Source organism: Sphingobacterium sp. UT-1RO-CII-1 (assembly GCF_026711005.1).
Lineage (GTDB): Bacteria > Bacteroidota > Bacteroidia > Sphingobacteriales > Sphingobacteriaceae > Sphingobacterium.
In genome coordinates, this window is the sequence record NZ_JAPPVJ010000001.1 from 774,223 (window position 1) to 795,601 (window position 21,379).

The 21,379-nt window shown below is 36.7% G+C and carries 20 protein-coding genes; 12 read left to right on the forward strand and 8 right to left on the reverse strand.

Annotated features, from left to right (window positions below):
* Positions 1-40: 40 nt before the first annotated feature.
* Together ORI89_RS03130 and ORI89_RS03135 are read right to left on the reverse strand one after the other, a co-directional pair.
* The gene (locus tag ORI89_RS03130; RefSeq protein WP_268228969.1) at positions 41-1,717 is read right to left on the reverse strand and encodes a PspC domain-containing protein; all 1,677 of its coding nucleotides are present in this window, start codon (positions 1,715-1,717) and stop codon (positions 41-43) included.
* Between the two features lie 34 nt (positions 1,718-1,751).
* A complete protein-coding gene (locus ORI89_RS03135) occupies positions 1,752-2,084 on the reverse strand; it encodes a PadR family transcriptional regulator (protein WP_268228970.1) in 333 nt (110 codons plus the stop codon).
* A gap of 181 nt (positions 2,085-2,265) precedes the next feature.
* Between ORI89_RS03135 and ORI89_RS03140 the strand changes: the two genes are divergently transcribed.
* Positions 2,266-2,640, forward strand: a complete 375-nt coding sequence (locus tag ORI89_RS03140) for a VanZ family protein (RefSeq protein WP_268228971.1) — start codon at positions 2,266-2,268, stop codon at positions 2,638-2,640.
* A gap of 132 nt (positions 2,641-2,772) precedes the next feature.
* Here ORI89_RS03140 and ORI89_RS03145 read toward each other — a convergent pair whose 3' ends face one another.
* Together ORI89_RS03145 and rlmN are read right to left on the reverse strand one after the other, a co-directional pair.
* On the reverse strand, positions 2,773-3,465 hold the full coding sequence (locus tag ORI89_RS03145) for a ComF family protein (protein WP_268228972.1): 693 nt from the start codon (positions 3,463-3,465) through the stop codon (positions 2,773-2,775).
* Positions 3,466-3,571: 106 nt separating this feature from the next.
* The gene (gene rlmN, locus ORI89_RS03150; RefSeq protein ID WP_268228973.1) at positions 3,572-4,636 is read right to left on the reverse strand and encodes a 23S rRNA (adenine(2503)-C(2))-methyltransferase RlmN; all 1,065 of its coding nucleotides are present in this window, start codon (positions 4,634-4,636) and stop codon (positions 3,572-3,574) included.
* A 176-nt stretch (positions 4,637-4,812) separates the two neighbouring features.
* On the opposite strand from rlmN, the gene ORI89_RS03155 reads away from it, so the two are divergent.
* On the forward strand, positions 4,813-5,394 hold the full coding sequence (locus tag ORI89_RS03155; protein WP_268229124.1) for a tRNA-(ms[2]io[6]A)-hydroxylase: 582 nt from the start codon (positions 4,813-4,815) through the stop codon (positions 5,392-5,394).
* Between the two features lie 91 nt (positions 5,395-5,485).
* Entirely contained in the window at positions 5,486-6,523 is a 1,038-nt protein-coding gene (locus ORI89_RS03160) for an LLM class flavin-dependent oxidoreductase (protein ID WP_326494299.1), read from the forward strand.
* An 80-nt stretch (positions 6,524-6,603) separates the two neighbouring features.
* Here the strand turns inward: ORI89_RS03160 and ORI89_RS03165 are convergent, their stop codons facing one another.
* From ORI89_RS03165 to ORI89_RS03180, 4 genes are all read right to left on the reverse strand, one after another.
* Positions 6,604-7,773 (reverse strand): dicarboxylate/amino acid:cation symporter, encoded by a 1,170-nt coding sequence (locus ORI89_RS03165; RefSeq protein ID WP_268228974.1) that lies wholly within the window; start codon positions 7,771-7,773, stop codon positions 6,604-6,606.
* A 188-nt stretch (positions 7,774-7,961) separates the two neighbouring features.
* The gene (locus ORI89_RS03170; protein WP_268228975.1) at positions 7,962-8,594 is read right to left on the reverse strand and encodes a gluconate 2-dehydrogenase subunit 3 family protein; all 633 of its coding nucleotides are present in this window, start codon (positions 8,592-8,594) and stop codon (positions 7,962-7,964) included.
* 75 nt (positions 8,595-8,669) lie between these two features.
* A complete protein-coding gene (locus ORI89_RS03175; RefSeq protein WP_268228976.1) occupies positions 8,670-10,394 on the reverse strand; it encodes a GMC oxidoreductase in 1,725 nt (574 codons plus the stop codon).
* A 160-nt stretch (positions 10,395-10,554) separates the two neighbouring features.
* Complete coding sequence (locus tag ORI89_RS03180; protein WP_268228977.1) at positions 10,555-11,781, reverse strand: glycosyltransferase; 1,227 nt, start codon at positions 11,779-11,781, stop codon at positions 10,555-10,557.
* A gap of 399 nt (positions 11,782-12,180) precedes the next feature.
* Between ORI89_RS03180 and ORI89_RS03185 the strand changes: the two genes are divergently transcribed.
* The 9 genes from ORI89_RS03185 (at position 12,181) to ORI89_RS03225 (ending at position 21,362) form a co-directional block, all read left to right on the forward strand.
* Entirely contained in the window at positions 12,181-13,233 is a 1,053-nt protein-coding gene (locus ORI89_RS03185; protein WP_268228978.1) for an acyloxyacyl hydrolase, read from the forward strand.
* A 225-nt stretch (positions 13,234-13,458) separates the two neighbouring features.
* The gene (locus tag ORI89_RS03190) at positions 13,459-14,481 is read left to right on the forward strand and encodes a c-type cytochrome (RefSeq protein WP_268228979.1); all 1,023 of its coding nucleotides are present in this window, start codon (positions 13,459-13,461) and stop codon (positions 14,479-14,481) included.
* Positions 14,482-14,507: 26 nt separating this feature from the next.
* Complete coding sequence (locus tag ORI89_RS03195; protein WP_268228980.1) at positions 14,508-14,972, forward strand: DsrE family protein; 465 nt, start codon at positions 14,508-14,510, stop codon at positions 14,970-14,972.
* A 97-nt stretch (positions 14,973-15,069) separates the two neighbouring features.
* On the forward strand, positions 15,070-16,005 hold the full coding sequence (locus tag ORI89_RS03200) for a molybdate ABC transporter substrate-binding protein (protein ID WP_268228981.1): 936 nt from the start codon (positions 15,070-15,072) through the stop codon (positions 16,003-16,005).
* Positions 16,006-16,034: 29 nt separating this feature from the next.
* The gene (locus ORI89_RS03205) at positions 16,035-16,964 is read left to right on the forward strand and encodes a LysR substrate-binding domain-containing protein (protein ID WP_268228982.1); all 930 of its coding nucleotides are present in this window, start codon (positions 16,035-16,037) and stop codon (positions 16,962-16,964) included.
* A 27-nt stretch (positions 16,965-16,991) separates the two neighbouring features.
* A complete protein-coding gene (locus ORI89_RS03210; RefSeq protein ID WP_268228983.1) occupies positions 16,992-17,798 on the forward strand; it encodes a sulfite exporter TauE/SafE family protein in 807 nt (268 codons plus the stop codon).
* A gap of 43 nt (positions 17,799-17,841) precedes the next feature.
* A complete protein-coding gene (locus ORI89_RS03215; protein WP_268228984.1) occupies positions 17,842-19,110 on the forward strand; it encodes a YeiH family protein in 1,269 nt (422 codons plus the stop codon).
* A gap of 308 nt (positions 19,111-19,418) precedes the next feature.
* On the forward strand, positions 19,419-19,976 hold the full coding sequence (locus tag ORI89_RS03220) for an RNA polymerase sigma factor (protein ID WP_268228985.1): 558 nt from the start codon (positions 19,419-19,421) through the stop codon (positions 19,974-19,976).
* A gap of 63 nt (positions 19,977-20,039) precedes the next feature.
* Complete coding sequence (locus ORI89_RS03225; protein WP_268228986.1) at positions 20,040-21,362, forward strand: FecR family protein; 1,323 nt, start codon at positions 20,040-20,042, stop codon at positions 21,360-21,362.
* Positions 21,363-21,379: the final 17 nt, after the last annotated feature.

Sequence of the window (21,379 nt, forward strand, 5' to 3'; positions counted from 1 at the left end):
TGTTAGAGTAATGATAACATAGAACAGAGTACTTAAAAAATTAATTAATTGTCGTTTCAACAACAATACCTTCCCCTACACGCACCTCTGACTCAATGTTTCCTTCGCCTTTTTTCTCTTCAGCTTCTTCCTTTTCCTTAACAGAAGGAGCTTCTACAGCACAAATTAGCCCCTTATCAGTCATAATCCATTCCGTATAATTGGGTTCTACACCTTCTCCATAATTATTCAAGCAGTTTCCATAATTAACAGACCATGTTTTGCTTCTAATTTCATTATTCAAAACGACTTTTGCTCCTTTCGGAAGAAACACAGTTACACGCACCTGCTGATCCCGAGACAATGGGCTTCCTTCCAATATAAAATGACTTGGAAATAAGATTTTCTTACCTTCTTGTATTGCTGAATATTTAATATTACCTGCGCGCTCTGCTGCTAATTGATAAGTTTTACCTTTGGCCGAATAGCTATACTGGATATATGGCTGAGTCAAAGAATCTAAACTGGCAAAATTAATAGCGATATCACTACGCATATAATTTCTTAAATCCTGCCCCTCAAATCTATTATAAAACTTAGATTTTGGCGCATCTTTATCATTAGCATCCAATGTGCGAATATCATTTTCCGTAAACACATATATATCTTCTGTGGCAATATCTTTCTGCACATTAATTGTACTTTTCTCTCTAAAATCCTGATTTGCATAGATGCAATAGTATATTACGCCAACCACAGAAACAATCCAAACCGCAAACATAGTTAGTGATGCATAATTGTTTAATTTTTCTGTTTTAAAAAGAATCCGAACTAATAATAAAAAGAATGCTACAAAAGGAATTAATAAAGCTAAAAATCCGAATGTCAAAGCGACAACCGCATCTTCCCTTCCTAAAACCTCCAAGGGTGGGAATACTATCGGATTCTCCAGCCCGAAAAGATTCATCATGTTAAACACATAAAAAATAACAAATCCCACAATACTCAGACCTGTAACTAGCAAGATACACCAGGCAATTAATTTCCCAATCAAACTAAGACATCCCCCCAACATACCGCCTGCGCTTTTCGCTCCACGACTCAAATGCTCTCCCGCTCCTGATAACTTATCTGCGAAAGAACCACCTTCCTCATCAAATGATTTTTTGAAGTTTTGTAAATTTGGAACTTCGCCCCTCATCGACATTCTATCAGCTCTGGTTGCCGCCTCCGGCATAACCATCCATAAAACAATATAGACTAATACACCAGATCCCCCAATCAAAACAAATAAAATAACTAAGAGACGAATCCAACGGGCTTCCATCCCAAAATAATGCCCCAGCCCACTACATACCCCCCCTAGTATTTTATCCTCAGAATCACGCATTAGCTTTTTTCCGGTCTCGAAAGTTGATCCCAAAGGCTTCTCTGCAGAGTAATATTCATGCTCTTTTTCCTCTATATCTTCTTCACCTTCAAAATCACTAACTCGCCCCATACGCCCAATAACCTCTTGCACATCTAGCATATTAATAACTTCTTTTCGTCCGCTCTCAATACGCTCATTAAACATTTCAGCAATTCGATTCTCGATATCTTCTAAAATCTCTTTACTCCCTTCTCTGTTCCCAAAATGTCTTTTAATATCAATCATATAGGACCGCAATGCCTCATAAGCATCTTCTTCGATATGAAAAACGATACTGTTTATATTTATAATTATTGTCCTGTTCATTTCTTTATTTAATATATTAGTTGAGTACTTATAATTATTTTTTTCCTTTTAATGATGTTTCTACAGCAAACACCAACTCTCGCCAGGTCACATCCAAGCGGGCTAAAACTTCTCTGCCCATATCTGTAATCTGGTAATATTTACGAGGCGGACCTCCTGTAGATTCTTGCCAGTTATAACTTAAAAGACCATTGTTCTTTAATCGGTTTAACAAGGGATACAGCGTTCCTTCTACAACCAAAAGTTGCGCTTCTTTTAATTCACTTATTATATCTGATGCATAGATCTCTCCTCGGGAAATTATAGAAAGAATACAATAATCTAGTATTCCCTTCCTCATCTGGGTTTGCGTATTTTCTGCTATCATAACTATACAAAGATATATGTTTATTATAGTACTATGCAATACATAGTACTATAATAAACACGAATAGAACATCAAGCCACTCATTATCAGCTGTATATTTTTAAAATAAAAAACAATTGTAATTTTTAAACTATAGGTTTTTGTATATTCAACGATTAATCCGACATTTGCAGGACAAAGTATGAAGTACGTATTCAACTATATTTGGGCTATCGTTTGGGCCACTATTATGCTTATATTAATGGGCATGCCTTCAAATAATGTCCCTAGCGTAGGTCTTTTTGAAGGTTTTGATAAACTGGCTCATTGTGGTTCGTTTTTTTTGCTGACTGTTTTCTTATTACAAGGTTTCACAACACAATCAAATACGGCGATATCAAAAGTAAAAAACTTCTTTTATACACTTCTGATTACTTCTTTTTTCGCCTTCGCCACAGAGCTATTACAATATTATTTAGACACAGGTAGGCAAGCGGACTGGTGGGATATATTCGCAGACTTCGTTGGTATCGGAATGGCATTATTTAGCTACCTAATATTTTTTCGAAATAAATAAAAGTCGTGACAAAAAAGATCTTTTTATTCTTATTATTAGCTCTTGCGATGAGCAATATATGCCTACAATCTTGCTCAGCCTTTAAACGAGGTTGCGATTGTCCTTCAGCTCTAGGTGGTAAAAAAAGTTAAGCTACGCGATAGCCAAAGTAGCCACTGACACCTTACAATCACAAGCTTCTAAAAGAGTATTTGCTGCAGCTGCCATTGTTGCGCCAGTCGTAAGAACATCATCTACCAAAAGTATATGTTTACCCTTAAAACTTTCTGTATTTATACAGCCAAACACATCTAAAACATTGTCATATCGATCTAACCGCCCTTTTTCTGTTTGACTTTGAGTATTTATAAGCCTGACAAGATCTGTATTATTTATAGGTTTACCAATCGCAATTGCTAAACCCTGAGCTATAAAATCACTTTGATTATAACTTCGATTTCGCAGCTTACTTTTATGGATAGGAATAGGCACAATAAGATCAATTTCAGTATAATAATGAGATGCTAGTATTTGCTTTCCGAGTTTTATTCCAAATATTTCCCCTACTTTAAACGCTCTATGATACTTTAAGCTATGAATTAACTTCTGTGTTCTGGAATTCTTCGTAAAAGAAAGATATGACCACGCCATATCAATCTCAGATTTCCCTAAAAGCCTTTGATAAGCCGCATTACGTTGCACCACATGATGATCATTAATTGGCAAATGATAATTACATGCTGTGCAGATAAAAAACTCTTGATTAATCAAGACATTTTCACAAGCTATACAAATATCAGGGAATAAAAGAGAAAGAAAACTGTCCCAAGCTCGCTTTATTAGCATCTTAAGTTTACTGATGGTGTTTATAAAGTTACATAAATTATTATCTATGAACAATATAACCCATCTTTTGCTATCAATATGGGCCTGATTTGTACATAACTTGCTCTTATGAAATCGACTCTACTCCTTTTTCCTTGATAGCTAACTGTCCACAGGCAGCATCAATATCTTTTCCTCTACTACGCCGCACATTGGTAATTATTCCCTGTGTTCGCAAATATGCAGCAAATTGATCTATTTTATCTGCTTCGGCATTCACAAAATCTGCTAAAGCAATTGGGTTATATTCTATGATATTTACTTTACAAGGGACATGCTTACAGAAGCGGGCCAACTCCTTAGCATCTTCCAGTTCGTCATTAAAATTATGAAACACAATGTATTCAAAGGTAACTGGATTCTTTGTTTTTGCATAATAATACTTTAATGCTTCACTTAAAGATTTCAATGAGTTTTGTTCATTGATCGGCATAATCTCATTTCTCTTTTCATCATTTGCTGCATGTAAAGACAATGCAAGATTAAAACGCACATCATCATCGCCTAGCTTCTTAATCATTTTTGCAATACCTGCTGTCGAAACAGTAATACGCTTAGCTGCCATATTCAATCCGTCTGCAGAGGTTATCCGATCTATAGACCGCATCATATTGCTATAATTTAATAATGGCTCTCCCATTCCCATATAAACAATATTTGTTAGCGGCTGCTCATAATTTTTCTGCGCTTGTTCTGCAATAAGCACAACCTGATCATATATCTCATCCGCATTAAGATTACGCTTGCGATCCATATAACCTGTTGCACAAAATTTACAAGTTAAACTACAACCAACTTGCGAACTCACACAAGCGGTCATCCGTTCAGGAGCAGGTATTAAAACTCCTTCAATAATATTTCCATCGAATAAGGTAAAACTACTTTTAATTGTTTTATCATTACTTACCTGAGACTGACGAACCTGAACAGCGTTAATAGCAAAATTCTCTTTAAGCTTATCACGAAGTGCAAGACTTAAATTGCTCATTTCATCAAAATTCGTACAAGACTTAACCCATAGCCATTCATATATTTGTTTAGCTCGGAAACCCTGTTCCCCCATTTCTACAAGCTTTCCCTTCAACTGTTCTAAAGTTAAGCTTCTGATATCAATCGTTTTACTCTTATTCACCACGACACAAAGATACAGCAAAAAAATAAAACACTTTCTTGTTATCCTATAAATAATTTTACGCTTCACTAGTCTATAATAACTTTACATTAGATCAAATATCATACACAAACAAACAGAATTACGCATATAAAATGAATTTGCGTAAGTTTGAAATTGATGTAAAAACAAAGTATATGTTAGGTTTAAAATTATTGACAGACCCACGTTGGGCAAATATAGCGGAGGCTAACTTAGATGAAATTCTAACAGACCATGCATGGTGCGAGCAAAAAGCAGCGTCTAATGCTATTTCTCTAATCACACAAAATCCAGAGCACGAAGATCTAGTGCATGAGTTAACTGCAATTGCTCTCGAAGAAATGGAGCACTTTAAAATGGTTATTGAATTAATAAAAGAAAGAGGTTACACTCTAGGTCGTGAACAAAAGGACGATTATGTCGGCCAGCTCATGAAATTTTCTAAAAAAGACGGTTCGCGTAATCAAGCTTTTATTGACAGACTATTATTTGCAGCAATGATAGAGGCTAGGAGTTGTGAGCGTTTTCGCGTCTTATCTCAAAATATAAAAGATGAAAAACTATCCAAGTTTTATTATGACTTAATGGTATCCGAAGCCAACCATTACACTACTTTTTTAAATTTCGCGAAAAAATATACGATTGATGTAGATGTAGACAAAAGATGGAAAGAATGGCTAGATTTTGAAGGGCAATTAATCCAAAATTATGGAAAAAAAGAATATATCCACGGCTAATTAAAACAATATACTTTTTTATTACTTCTTGATGTAGATCAATGTACGATCATCTCACACAATATATCTTTGTGATAGAAAGGAAAAAAATATGATAGAATTAGGTATTGGTATGTTCGGTGATCTACAGGTAGATCCGACTACAGGGCAAATACAACCTGCAGCTGTACGTATGCGGGAAATTATCGAAGAAATTAAATTAATGGACGAAGTTGGTTTAGATTTCTTTGGCATGGGTGAACACCATCGAGCAGATTATGCTGTGGCTTCGCCTGAAATCATACTAGCAGCAGCCTCTACTGTTACGAAAAACATTAAATTAGGTAGTGCAGTTTCTGTATTAAGCTCTGCTGACCCTGTAAAGTTATTTCAAGACTTCACTACAGTGGATATACTTTCTAATGGTCGCGCCGAAATTATGGCAGGAAGAGGGTCTTTTATTGAATCTTTTCCATTATTTGGATATGACCTAAAAGATTATGCAGAACTTTTCGATGAAAAGCTGGATTTACTTACCCGTTTAAATAAGATGGATACTATTACATGGTCAGGCAAATTCCGTAGACCGTTAATCAATCAAGAGATATTCCCGCGTCCGGTAAATAAGTCTATGCCGATATGGGTAGCTGTTGGCGGCACAACCTCCTCTGTTATTCGTGCAGCAAAACTAGGGTTGCCAGTTATGTTCGCAATCATTGGTGGTACGACAGAAAATTTCAGACCTCTTTTTGAAGTCTATGAACAAGCTTGGGTAGACCATGGACATGACATAAAAGACCTACAGGTTGGTGTTCATATACATTCTTTCTTCGGTGAAAACACGAAAGAGCTTACTGATAAACACTACCCTATATATGAAGCTCAAATGAACCGCATAGGTGTTTCACGTGGATGGCCGCCATATCAGCGTGCACAGTATGATTTCGGCAGATCTATTCATGGACACCTCGTGGTAGGTGATGCTAATGAATCTGCGGATAAGATATTACACATTATAGAGATGTTTGGCTTAACTCGCTTTTCTGCGCATATGGACATGGGTAGCCCGGATCATAAAGATATGATGAAGGCTATTGAAATTTATGGAACAAAAATAGCCCCACAAATAAAAAAAGCATTAGCAGATTAATCTTTTAAAAGACAAATGGAGGCCACTTATTAGCTGTAGGCCTCCATTTGTCTTTTAAAATAAAGTTGTTTTTCAAACACCTATTCTTCTACCTTTTTAAAGATTGAGCTCAATACAATAGCGATAGCACCATCACCAGTCACGTTACAAGCAGTTCCAAAACTATCCATTGCGATATATAAAGAAATCATCAAAGCCTGATTCTCTGCATCAAAACCTAACATAGAAGAAATAATACCGATAGCCGCCATAATTGCCCCCCCTGGCACTCCGGGAGCAGCAATCATTGTAACCCCGAGCATAGCTATAAATCCTAACATAGGCACGAACTCAACACTCATTCCTTGCATCAACATAAGCGCTATAACACAGGCAACAATTTTAAGCGTGCTACCTGCTAAATGTATAGTCGCACAAAGCGGAACACTAAAATCAGCGATCTCGTCATGGACACCTGCTTTCTTTGCCTGTGCCAACGTTACGGGAATGGTTGCAGCTGATGACTGCGTACCTAAAGCCGTAAAATACGCAGGCATCATGGTTCCTAATAATTTAAATGGGTTTTTCTTAGCAAAGGCGCCTGCAATAATAAACTGAAATACTAGAAGTAGGATATGCATAAGAAAAATAACTCCAATTATTTTAAGAAAAACATGCAATATAGCTGTCACCTTACCTGCGTGAGTCATATCTAAGAAAATACCAAAAATAAAAAGTGGTAATAAAGGGATTATTAGTTTTTCAATCAAAAACGATATAATATTACCAAAATCTTCAGCAACCTGACCTAGTGTTGAAGTTCCTAATCTTGCAAGCCCAATCCCTACTAAAAAAGCAAAAACCAAAGCAGGCATTACATCAAAAAATGGAAGAAACTCTATTGAAAAATAAGGCTCAAAAGCAGCACTAGAACTCTCTTTAATTGGCTCATTAATCTGACTTTCCAATAGCTTAGGAAAAACAGACATACTAATGCCGTAAGTAGACAATCCGGCAAATAGTGTTGAGCCATAAGCAATACCTACAGTAGCTAACAAAAGCTTCCCTGCTGCATCACCTAACTTCGCAATAGCCGGAACAATAAGTCCCACTATAATCAAAGGAATTAAAAACTTTAGAAGCTGATCAAAAATGCCGTTAAATGTTGCAAAAAAGCGCCCTAGCCAATCAGGCATGATTGTGCCCAATCCCACGCCTAAAACAATTGCCACAATAACGCGAAATAATAGGTTATTGGTAATTTTTTTCATCCAGCTAAATTACATTTTTTGACCAGAATACAAGAACATATATAGACTAAACCTTGCTTAAAATATCCTAGGAACTAAGTTTTTTAAGAGAACAGGTCACTTACATTATTAGTAAGTGACCTGTTCTCTTAAAAACATTTTGAATAAATTAGTTTACTACTCTATCTTATAAATCTGTTGAGGATATATTATCCAAAAAATGCTTCTGTATCAAAACCATGCTCCTTCAATACGTCTTCTGGAACACCAGTCCATACACCGGGTTTATTTCCTACATATCCAATATCTTTAACCCCTATCTCACTTGTGTAGAATCCTGAAGAAGTTAAATTCCTCATCAAAGAAAAAAATGCAACTCCTTGCTCCATACCTGGCTTCACTTTATCAGGATAAGCAATATCATCTACAATAGCCAATTGTTGCTCTACATTACACTTAATAAAGACATTGTCATATCTTTTATGTGCTTGCAAATCCATCCACTTTAACCCTCCGCGCATCGGCACCTTATTATCAGGCAGATCCTTTACTATAAATTCAATGAAATCTGGCACTCCAGCTTCGGAAGCACTAGCCGAGATATCATCTTTAGGAATAATTATATCAGCCAATACAGTTATAGTCGCCATTTCATGATCAGTAAAAAACTTCTCTGCATACAACTTCGCATTGCGCTCATGCTCCCAATCTTCTACCCCTGCAAGTTTATCTCCAAGCTCTACTGTTTCTACTTTATCATTACCAGTCTTACATGCTGTTGCCAACACACCTGTCCCTGCAGCTATCAACCCAAGGGCTCTAAGCGATTCTCTTCTATTCATATGTGTGTATATTTACTCCGTGAGCCTATTCCTCTTCACTAATTTAAGAGTCCCAAGCTCTATTTTACACTTGTTTTAGCTATTTAATTTTTTCTTTTCTTCCAATATATACTCTGTCGTACGCATTGACAGAGCCAATATAGTCCATGTCAAATTTTTATCTCCTTGCTGTACAAATGGACCGGCATCAACGACATATAAGTTTTTACAATCATGTGCCTGCCCCCATTTATTTAATACGGAACTTTTAGGATCATTTCCCATTCGGGTTGTTCCTCCTTCATGTATAATTTTCCCTGGCGCTTCCAACCCGTACATAGTATCAGGACCATGTATAGTAGAGGTCACAACAGCCCCCATTTCATGTATAATTGACTGGAATGTTTCTTGCATATGTTTGGCTTGCAATATTTCCTCGTTATGCCATTTATAATGAAACCTTAAAACAGGAATCCCATATTTATCCACTCGGGAGGGGTCAATCTCACAGTAATTATCTTTTCTCGCTAGCGCTGTTCCTCTACCTGATAAGTATATATTAGCACCATAAAATTTACGGTAATCTTCTTTTAATTCCTTACCATAACCACCTCTCTCCTTCTGTCCTCCAATATGACCATTTACACTTGGCACCCAATTCAGCGAACCATAAGAAGGCATTCCCAAACCTCCCGAATATTCTATATGATAACCTCTCGGAAAATTCAGTTTTTTATTATCTTCCCACCATGGTGAATAAATATGTACAGATCCGGTACCATCTTCATTATACCTCTTACGATCGAGCAGTTGTGGAATAACGGCCCCCACTCCAGCTCCTGTAGAGTCATGCAAATAACGTCCAACCAAACCAGAAGAGTTGCCAACGCCTCCGGGATGCGCGGCTGATTTAGAATTCAGCATTATTCGTGCACTTTCGCAAGCACTTGCTCCTAAGATAACTGTTTTGCCCCGCACACTATACTCCTGTAAAGTTTTAGTATCCACATAAGAAACACCTGTTGCCATTCCTTCATCGTTAGTTAGCACTTCTCTAACCATCGCATTATCAATAAGTTTTAGATTGCCTGTTTTCATTGCCGGTATGACTAAACAAGATGATGACGAAAAGTCACCATAGACCTTACAAGCTCTTCCACATTGTCCACAATAAAAACACACACCCCTCCCTTTAATTTCAGAAGAAGCCTCTGTTAAGACCGCTCCTCGTCCTGCTATTACAGGAACCCCAGCTTTTTTTGCTCCTTTTGCAATGTACAATTCATTCAGCCTTGGTTTAGGTGGTTTCATAAAAATACCATCAGGTTCGTTTCTAATCCCCTCAACAGTTCCATATATACCAATCATACGATCAACACGGTCGTAAAAAGGTTTAACATCCTCATAGCCTATTGGCCATTCCTCCGTCATCCCATCGGTTGGCTTAAAGTCGTCCGGCCCCATTCTCAGCGATATTCGCCCCCAATGATTTGTACGTCCTCCTAACATCCTTGCGCGGAACCAATCAAACTCAGTACCAGCCACTTTTGTATAAGGCTCTCCTTCCAATTGCCAACCACCGTAAGCCGCATCAAAATCACCAAAAGGTCTTGTAGTAGAAGCGCCTCGCCGAGGAGATTCCCATGGCCATCTTAACTGCAGCGAGTCTACTGCTGGGTCATAAAAGGGACCCGCCTCCAACATTAATACTTTCAATCCGGCTTCTGCCATAATGTATCCCGCCATTCCTCCTCCTGCACCTGACCCCACAATAATCGCATCATACACTTCTGGACTCTCTTTAATTTGATATTCTGACATAATCTCTCTCCTGATAATTAGATTATCGGCTCTTATTTGTTTACAATATTTTCAACCTAGGTCTTAATTAGGCAACTAAATATAAAACTTATTATTATCTCTCTAACAAAACGGTATTGTATCTTTTTTGATACTTTACACAGAATGTATCGCTATAGGTTTACCGATTTCTATTTTTTTCTTCAATCCACAAAGCCATATACTTCGTGCTATTAAACTGCTGACTGGATAATATCTGACCTATATAGTTTTTAGACCGAAAAGAATCTAAGTGTGCTTTCATATACGACAAATGCTCTATAAAATCGCTTTCATATAATTCTTTGTCAAACCTATCGTTTAATAATCTTTGTCCTTCGCGTTGCGACTCTTTCCACATTTTTTCATTTTGATATAATAGAACTGTCTGCTGCACAAACTTGGCAATATCATCTTCTATAACGCCCCCCCAACGTCCCTCCAAGGTCATAGATTCTGCCCCCATACTTGTTGTAACAGAAGGAGTTCCAGATCGCATCGCATCTATAAACTTTCCTTTTATACCTGCCCCAAATCGAATAGGTGCCACTAACAAACGATATAAAGACATAGTCGACAACACATCTTCTGCTCTGTCTTTAATAAAAAAACGCTCTTTAGGCTGATGCAACTGATAAACCTTCTGCGTAGCATATGCTCCATAAATATGTAATTCAACATTTGGAAGTTCTTTTCTAAGCAAAGGCCATATTTTTGTTTTAAGGAATTGTACCGTATTCCAATTCGGTTCATGGAGGAAATTACCAATAAACATAATATGTTCACGTTGGTCAAAGGTATTCCAAGCATCTACATCTACATCTTCTACCCTACGCTCTAGAAAAGGTAAATAATACAACTGACCTTCAGGTATAGCAAAACGCTCGACTAAAATATCAATCTCTGCTTTACTGATCAACAAAGAAAGATCAGTTCTATATAAAGAAGCTAATTCTCTTTTAGCCAAGTCATTAAAACAGTCTAATGCTTGATCCTTTTTTATAGCTTCCTCCCTTGCCTTTCTTAAAAAATGCAAATCTTCCGTGTCCAAGATAGTTAATGCTTCTGGGCAATACTCCCGAATCCTCCAACCAAATTGTTCTTCTACAATAAAACGATCATAAACAACAATCTCGGGCTGCAGCTTTTTTAAATAATCATCAAAACTCCTGTCATTAAGTAAAATAGCCTTCTCCTGCACTCCATCTCTATGCAATGGATAACTATGGGGAGAGCGACCTGCAGCGGAAACAAAATGCACATTGAAGTTTGCCTCCTGAAACATACGCACCAATTGAAGAATTCTTGTCCCCGCAGCAGAAGAAGTAGGTTCTGGCCACACTAAACCTATAAAAAGCACTTTAAGCATGTCTCAAAAATACAAAATTCAACTGCTTAATAGCAACACTCTCCTCATTCTCAAAAAGTTTACTATTTTTGAGAATACTATACAAAAATTAACGACTATTTTATGAATTATTTTTTTTAAAACACCATGAATAAACTCATTCTATTTAAACACCTACAGCGGTTTTCGAAAACACAATAAATCAGGTCTTTTCCCATGCATTATTTACAATGTACCTTCATAAAGTGTATAGCTATAACTTTTTGCCTGATACTATTTACAAAACATCTCAGCGCGACAATTAATCATATAGACGATCTCGATCTAACACTCACCGACACTATCAGTTCTGATAAAAAATTTATACACCGCATAGAAGCAGAATTTCAAACAGGGTTTACATTAAAAAATGTCCCTTTCATGCGTGGGGAAAATTTCGCAAACAAAAAGATAAATAATGCCTTTTCAGGACATTTGAAGTACGCTCTTCAGTTTAACCCTGAAAGTAATATCAATAAAATATATAAAGGCTCCTATCAAGGAGTAGGACTAGGGCACTACAACTTTGGCAATAAAGCAGAATTAGGCAATCCAACTGCTATCTATTTATTTCAAGGTGCACAGATAGTACGTTTCAATCACAGCATATCTTTAAACTATGAGTGGAACTTCGGTATATCTACTGGCTGGCGTCCGTATCATTATAGTACAAATCATCTCAATCATCTGATAGGGTCAAAAATTAATGCCTATCTAAATGCGAAATTGTACTTCAACTGGACTCTCTCAAAAAAAATAGATCTACTTACAGGCCTTGGTGTCACCCATTTTTCAAACGGTAATACCGAGTATCCAAATGCTGGGATGAATATGTTGGATGCCAAGCTTGGTTTAACATATAATCTTAATAGGTATGCCACCACGATACAAACAACAAGCAACAATACTACTCCTCTTTTCAATCGTCATGTGAGTTATGATATAACTTTATTTGGCTCATGGCGCCGTAAAGGAGTAAACTATCTCGACCAAGCAATAGCCTCTCCCGACCACTACATGGTTTTAGGAGGAAGTTTCAACCCTATGTACAATGTAGGTTACAAAATTCGTCTAGGCGCAGCGCTCGACCTAGTACATGACGGAAGCGCCAACGTTTATGCTAAAGACTACATTATCGGCACAGAACAAGAGTTTATAAAACCTCCGATCTCTCAACAGTTAGCTGCTGGGCTGTCGGTTAGGCTTGAATACGCAATGCCCTATTTTAATTTAGGGCTGGGCCATGGATACAATATCCTATATGGAAAAGGAGACCTAAACAGTTCTTACCAGATTGTTAATCTAAAAACTGCTATCAGCCGAAATGCATTTATTAATATAGGATACAGCTTAAAGGACTTCAAAGAGCCCAACTTTTTAATGCTAGGCTTCGGCTACAGATTTAATAATAAATATCCTTCCATATTCCATTAACTATCTCAACTATTTCAAAATCATAGGCTATTTATAGATTATAAGATAAAGCTGTTACAAACATATGGTCAATAATAAAACATCACTCATCCAGACAATCAACATAATTAGACCAAAATCACCCTAACATAAAGTTGTTAAACAACCTTCTTGCTATAACTAAAAGTTATAGTTAATAAAAAATTGTCATTCTGATGTCATCACTTTTTTTTAGAAGTTTGTTCTATGAAACAACCACAAATAAACAACAATCCGTTATCCGAGCTTAAAAAGACGTTAAGCTATATTAAATTATTAACTGTAGTCTGCCTTCTATCATTAGCTTTTCTACCGTTATACCTTCATCTAACTGCAGGTGAACAACCGAACAGTGAGATTGCAACAGAAGACAGCTCACCAATTCTTACATCTATTCCAGATAATTTTGAAATTGCTCCTTTTGATGATAGTCCGGAAGGCGAAATGGCCGCTTTAGGACATCGTCTTATTACCGAAACGTACGCATTGATAGGCCCCAATACAGAAAAAGCAATAACAGGTAATAAACTAGCTTGTTCAAGCTGCCATCTTAACGGTGGCACAAAAGCTTTCGCCGCACCATATATAGGATTAAGTGGTTTGTTTCCTATATATATCGGGCGCGAAAACAAAGTAGAGTCATTAGAAGAACGTATCAACGGTTGCTTAGAACGCAGTATGAACGGAAAATCCATTGATGTTAACAGCACCGAAATGCGAGCGATGATGGCATACATCAAGCACTTAAGCAAAGACGTTGTTGTCGGAAAACGCATTAAAGGCCAAGGCTTTGTTGACTTTAACATACCTGACCGTGCTGCTGATTTAAAAAATGGAGGGTTGATTTATAAGAATTCCTGTGCTTCTTGCCATGCAACTGACGGTCAAGGTCTGGCAGGCACTGTAGGCAACAAAGAAGGAGGCTATATGTACCCACCATTGTGGGGGGAAGACACTTACAATGATGGCGCAGGCATGGCTCGCCTATTAACAGCTGCAAAATTTATAAAAGGAAATATGCCTTTAGGTGTAACCCATGACGCTCCTTTACTTACCGATGAAGAAGCCTATGATGTTGCAGCTTATATAAACAGTCACAGCAGACCAGTTAAAGCAAATAAAGAATTGGACTACCCCGATTTATCTAAAAAACCAAAAGACAGCCCTTATCCACCTTATGCTGACGAAATATCACAAGAACAACACAAAATAGGTCCATTTAACTTTTAACAAGTAACACTTTAAATTATATACATATGAAATACTCATTAATCTTTTTAACACTAATTACATTATCTCTTTCCACAATAAAAGCGAATGCCCAAGACGCATTGCAAAGGAATAAAACATTCACAGGAGCAACAGCGACTGCGCCTCTTTACAAGGTTATCTACCAGATGGACCAAGGTTCTGATGAAATCATCAAAAAAACAATCCGTAACATTAACAATCTATTAAATGACCCTAGACTTAAAGGCAAAGTCCAAGTCGAACTTGTTGCTTTTTCAGGAGGAACGGCTGCATTTAAAAAAGACAGTGGATATGAAGAGGGTATCAGAGGGCTAGTTGAACAAGGAGTACTTGTTGCCCAATGTTTAAACACTCTTAAAGAGCGTAAAATCGAAAAAAGCGAACTCTATGACTTTTTAGCTTACGTGCCAACCGGAAATGGGGAGTTAGTCATCAGAGCTGGTGAAGGCTGGTCTATTGTAAAACCATAACTTAATACCATAAAACATGCATATTTCAATGTATACACAAGTAGACATAACCGTGAAATAGCATGTACATAAATAATACACAAATAATTATATACATATGAAAATAGTCAGCGGCTTAAGATATACCATAGTATTACTTTTCATTACTGTGAGTACAACAACAAATATAAAGGCACAACAGGACCTACATAGATATGATCCTCCCTGGAACACTCCACCCAAATCGTCAGTTGAGTTTACCATTAAGGGTATTAACAACGTACCTGATTTATACGGAGATATAGTCGATCCCCAGTTAGTTGTGTTCTTTGCGGGCAACCAATTCATGTGTATCGATGACCTATTAGAAGGATTTAAAAAAAGGCATCCACACATAGAACGCATTTTTGCAGAAACATTGCCTCCAGGTATACTAGCCAAACAAATTGAAGGCGAGTCATTGACTATAGGGAATTTAAGAATCACACACAAACCTGATGTATATACAGCAGGTAAATCCCGAATAGACTCTATGGCGAATCGCTTTAGTCGTATAGAAACTTATGCTTATAACAAACTCAGCTTAATGGTTCCAAAAGGAAATCCAAAAAAAATAAAAAGCTTAGCTGATCTACAAAGTAAGAAAGTAAGAGTTAGCATGCCTAATCCTGTATGGGAAGGCATTGGCCGGCAGATAGAAGTAGCTTACAAAAAAGCAGGCGGAGAAGCCTTACATCAGACCGTAATGCAAAAAAAAGTAACGGACGGATCTACGTTCTTAACACGTATACACCACAGGGAGAGCCCCTTAAGAATACTCCTTGGAAATAGTGACGTTGCCCCCGTATGGACTTCGGAAGTCGTCTATCAAAAAATGATCGGCAACCCAGTTGAAGAAGTAGAAGTTCCTCAGGAGCATAATATCAAATCGACATATCGGGCAGGTAGACTAAAAAATGCACCAAGACCAGAGGCTGCTGACTTATTTATAGAATACCTCATTTCTGACGAAGCCAAAGCAATTTATAAAAAATATGGGTTTGAAATTGATTAGCAACCTATTCATAATTTTTAGTAAAATTGATGATGATAAATGTTGATTTCAAAATATTAGTTTTTATATCGGCTGCACGACATCTTAATTTTACAAGGGCGGCAAAGGAGATGAATGTCTCCCAACCTGCTGTTAGTAAAAACATTCAAGAGTTAGAAATACAAGCAGGGCGCAACCTATTTGAGCGAAGGGGCCATACTTTAATTCTTACTAAAGCAGGGCGTTTGCTTCTCAACCATGCTACTAGACTGACGTCAGTTTATGAGGATTTAAATTGCGAGCTAGCCATGCTAGATGGCGTACTTTCCGGCGAACTGAGATTAGGGGCCAGTACGACATTATCGCACTTTATATTACCTGAAATATTAGCATCGTTTCACCTAAGCTTTCCAAACATAGGTATAAAAGTGCTCCACGGGAACTCTAGACAAATAGAAGATTTACTCCTAGATCAAACTATTGATCTAGGAGTTGTAGAGGGCTTATCGGATAATTTATCCATGAAATACGAAACCTTTGTTAAAGACGAAGTAGTATTGGTTACACGAGCCGGCAACCCCAAAATAATTGGGAAGGATAGTGTTTTACCAGAAGACCTCCTAGAATTTGAATATATCTTTAGGGAACAGGGATCGGGAACAAATGAAGTTATTTACAAAGCTTTTACTGAAGCCGGTATCGATTGGAGAGGACTTTACGCGAAGGTATATTTAGCCAGTACAGAAAGTATAAAAAACTTTTTATTAAAAACAGACTGTTTCTCGTTTCTCTCTATTCATGCTATTGCTAAAGAATTAAAAAGTGGCGAACTTGAAATTGTCGAAGTAGAGAACTTTAACATGGAGAGAAACTTCTATTTTGTTCGTCCACATGGTGTCATCGGGCACCTACCAGAAGCTTTTAGAAAATTTGCATATCAGCATTTTTCCAAAAATGGACTTTTCCATTCGGACGGCTGATCTATCACGCTATACGCACTTATCATTATGGAATTAATAGGCCTATTTCTATGGGTAATAATCGGTATTCTTTTTGGTTTAATGGGAGCAGGAGGAAGTATCCTTACCCTACCCATCCTCGTGTATTTATTTCGTATCGATGTTTCCACAGCAACAACATACTCATTATTCATTGTTGGATCCATCAGCCTAATTGGCTCATTATCTTACATAAATCAAGGTTTTTTTAATAAAAAAGCCGCTATCGACTTCGGGATTCCCTCGCTAATTTCAGTGGTAATAACTAAAATATTTATTGCACCGATTATCCCAGATATTCTTTTTCGTATAGGCAATATGCTATTTACAAAAGACACTTTTCTCATGTGTCTTTTGGCACTTATTATGCTCACATCTTCTTATCGTATTGTAAGTCATCGAGCAAAACATCATCAAAACTCAAACATCAACAACAATTCTAATCAAAATATATTACTAACAATTAACGGCATAGTTGTAGGGTTTCTTAGCGCAATGATTGGTGTAGGAGGCGGCTTTCTCATCATTCCTGCACTCATAGTTTTCTGCAAACTAGATATAAAACAAGCTGTAGGCACTTCGTTGGCTATTATAGCCATCCAGTCTATCGTTGGCTTCATAAGCGATTATTTCTCTCATCACGTTGATTGGTCATTAATTATTCCTATTACAGCTGTCGCATCAATAGGCGTTATACTTGGCTCTTTATTATCAAAAAGAGTAAATGCTGAAAAATTAAAAGTAGCTTTGGGCTGGTTTATTGGCTTAACTGCTTTTTGCATCATTGCTGAAGAAACCATTTTAAAAATTATGTAAATAACACTCTTTATTTTTTCAATTGTTAACAATAAGCACCTAAATGAATACACCAAAAACATCAAATTTTAAGTTACAAATCACCGAAGATTGGACTGTAGTCATCCTTGGTTTTATCTTAATCGGGTTAGCCGTTTCAGGCTTCCCAATCACTATTCCTACATATACATGGGAAGGGTTAAATGATTTTTCACGAATCTTATCCATCAACAACCTTTCTAATATTATTCAACAGTTTTTACTAGTTTATACGATCGTTATTTTCGGGAATATACTCATGGGCAAGCCCATCATACATGCCGCCAAAAGTTTTCCTATAGTCTTTATCCTAACTGTCTGCGCCTTATTCATTTCGGGCAATACATTTCTTAAGGACATAGGTTTAGAAGCGGTTATATTCAGCTTATTACTAGGTCTAATCTTAGGCAATTTCTTTAAATTACCTGCTTGGCTCCGTAATTCTCTTCAAGCAGAAGTTTTCGTAAAAATCGGACTAGTTCTATTAGGCACCAGCGTCATATTTTCGGATATAGTTCAAGCAGGCACACTTGGTCTTGTCCAATCGCTGATCGTGGTTCTTTCGGTTTGGTATTTTGCATTTTGGCTATGTAAAAAATGGAAAATAGACGAAGAACTTACAATGATGATTTCAAGTGCTGTTTCTATATGTGGTGTATCTGCTGCCATAGCAACTTCTGGAGCTATTAAAGGAGACTCAAAAAAACTGTCATATGTGGTCTCTATGGTACTGATAACTGCAATTCCAATGATGCTAGGGATGCCCTATCTAGCTAAAGCAATGGGGCTTTCGCAAGAGGTTACAGGAGCATGGCTTGGAGGTAGCATAGACACCTCTGGTGCTGTGGTAGCATCCGGCAGCTTAGTGGGTGATAAAGCACTTGAAATAAGCACAATTGTCAAATTTTCTCAAAATGTGCTTCTAGGTGTTGCTGCCTTGGCAATCTCGATTTACTGGACCTATCGGGGTGCACCTAAAGGAAGCCATATCGAAAAACCAAGTCTCAGAATTATTTGGGAACGTTTCCCAAAATTTGTTTTGGGTTTTATAGCAGCATCTGTTATTTTCTCTTTTTTCCTAGCTCCTGAGGTCGTCAGTACTGCTAAAAGTGGAATCAAAGAAATCCAGGTTGTTTGGTTTGCATTGGCTTTTACAAGTATTGGCATGGAAACCAACTTTAAAGATCTTATAAGTAACAATAGTTTAAAGCCCTTTTTAGCTTTCACAGTAGCACAATTATTCAATGTAATAATAACGCTCTTTATTGCCCTATGGTTATTTGGAAGTATGTAAAGAAATGATAGTAATTAAAAATAAGCAGAGGGTTGTCATATAGGTGATAACCCTCTTTTGTATGAACACCCTACAAAAAACTTACTATTAAATATTTCTTCGTCAAAGCGCCCATTAATTAGCCAGACAACTTAAAGCTGTGCTAGTAATTAAAAGTACCCCCGCTACTTTTTCAATCGTTTTCGTAAATTGTTTTCTCACTCAATTGTTTTTTTTATACCTTGCCTAGCTTGAATAGCAGATTGTTTTATTTAAAAAAATATAAAGCAACTAAATTATGACCGTATAAGTTTTAATTCATTTCTAAAATGGAAGTCAGCAACATTAAATCTCTGCAAAATGGTTGTCACGATACCTTTAGTGCGATATTTGATACCCATTGGGATAAAGTTTATTATTACTTACTTACACGCACAAAAGATATTGATCATGCCATAGAACTAACCCAACAAGTTTTTATTAAACTTTGGAGATATAAAGACTCTTTATCTGAAGATATCCCTTTAGATAAACAGCTGTTTAGAAAAAGTAGACAGATTTATATCGATTGGCTACGTCAAGAAGCCAGAAAAAGAGAATACCTAATCGGCATTGATGAAACATATGACGTTCCACATCCAAGCGATGCGGAAAGTATATACTCACTAAAATACGACCTCGAAAAAGCCATAGAAAGTCTTCCTAAAAAAAGAAAACAAATATTTGAACTCAAGCATATCTATGGTTACTCTTATAAAGAAATCGCAGAATACTTAGGAATATCCGTAAAAACAGTTGATAATCAACTACTAAAAGCAAACATTCAGCTCCGCAAGATCCTGAGCGCATCTATATGCATCGTTTTAGGTGAACATTTAATAAAATAATTTTTTGAGTGAATAGGGGAAATTTACTTTCGTCACGTACATGCTATCAGAGAACCATAAAAAATGGATAAAATAGCGTTAATAAATAAGTTTTTCCGTAACCAGTGTAATGTTGCCGAAGCATCTGAAGCGTTCAAAATACTTCAGGATGATGCAAAATTACTTGATCTCGTCCTAAGTGAGAGCGAATGGGATGCTATTGACCCAAAAAACTCTACTAATAAAGCTATAAAAGCCAACATATGGAATACTGTAGCTAAAGAAACTAAACCTGTTTATACTTTTAAAAAAATCTCAATAATTTACTGGGCTGCCAGTATTATCATGCTACTAGGCATCAGTTTATTTATCAAACTAAACGAGTTTTCTCCTTCAGACAAAATAGTTAAAACTACACATACGAGCATAAAGCATAGCACATTAGCAAACACCTCAGACCATACTCAATATTACTGTTTAATTGATGGCTCAGAAGTTATACTTCACCCCAAATCTCAAATCACATACGTCGAGAATTTCAAAAATAACAGAAACATACACCTGACAGGCAAGGCTATATTTAAAGTTGCAAAAGACAGCTTGCATCCCTTTGTTGTTCATTCTGGAATGATTTCAACGACAGCGTTAGGAACAGAGTTTTTAGTGGATTATTCACACCCAAAAATTAACATAAAGTTATTTGAAGGTAAAGTTCTTGTTCAGTCAACCCTTCCGCGCACAAACATGAAAGAAATCACCCTTACACCAGGAGAACAATGCTTTGTAGATGTTCGTACTGCGCACATCCTTGTAGGTAAAATAAACACGAAAAAAGAAGCCCCAATCGTTCCTACTCCTCAAATAAATAAAGCAAAACATATAATCTCGTTTACTTTCTTTAAGAGCTCTTTGACCGAAATATTCTCTCAGATAGAAAGTGAGTATAATATACGTATCAAATATTTAGACACAGATATTCACGATAAATACTTTACCGGCACGTTCACTGAAGAAGAGTCTCTTGAAAGTATTTTACAGACTATAACTAGAATAAACGGTTTGGATATTAAAATTAACCCCACAGATATTAACATCTTTAAAAATCAAGAATTAACTAAACCTACAAGCGAAACAATAGATACAGACCCTGAAGATATTCTCCCCTATAATGAACAGATCTTCTTTAATCAAGTTTCATTAAAGCAGCTATTTACAATACTAGAACACAGATATCAAACAAAAATACTTTTCGATCCAAAAGACATTGAAAACAAATTCTTTACAGGAGAAGTATCTCCTGACAATGATTTATCTAAATTTTTATTATTAATAACCCAAATGAACGGACTTAAACTTTCGGAGACGTCCAATGCGTTTAGAGTCACCACTAACACAAATTCACAGTAAAAGCTTAAAATAACAAT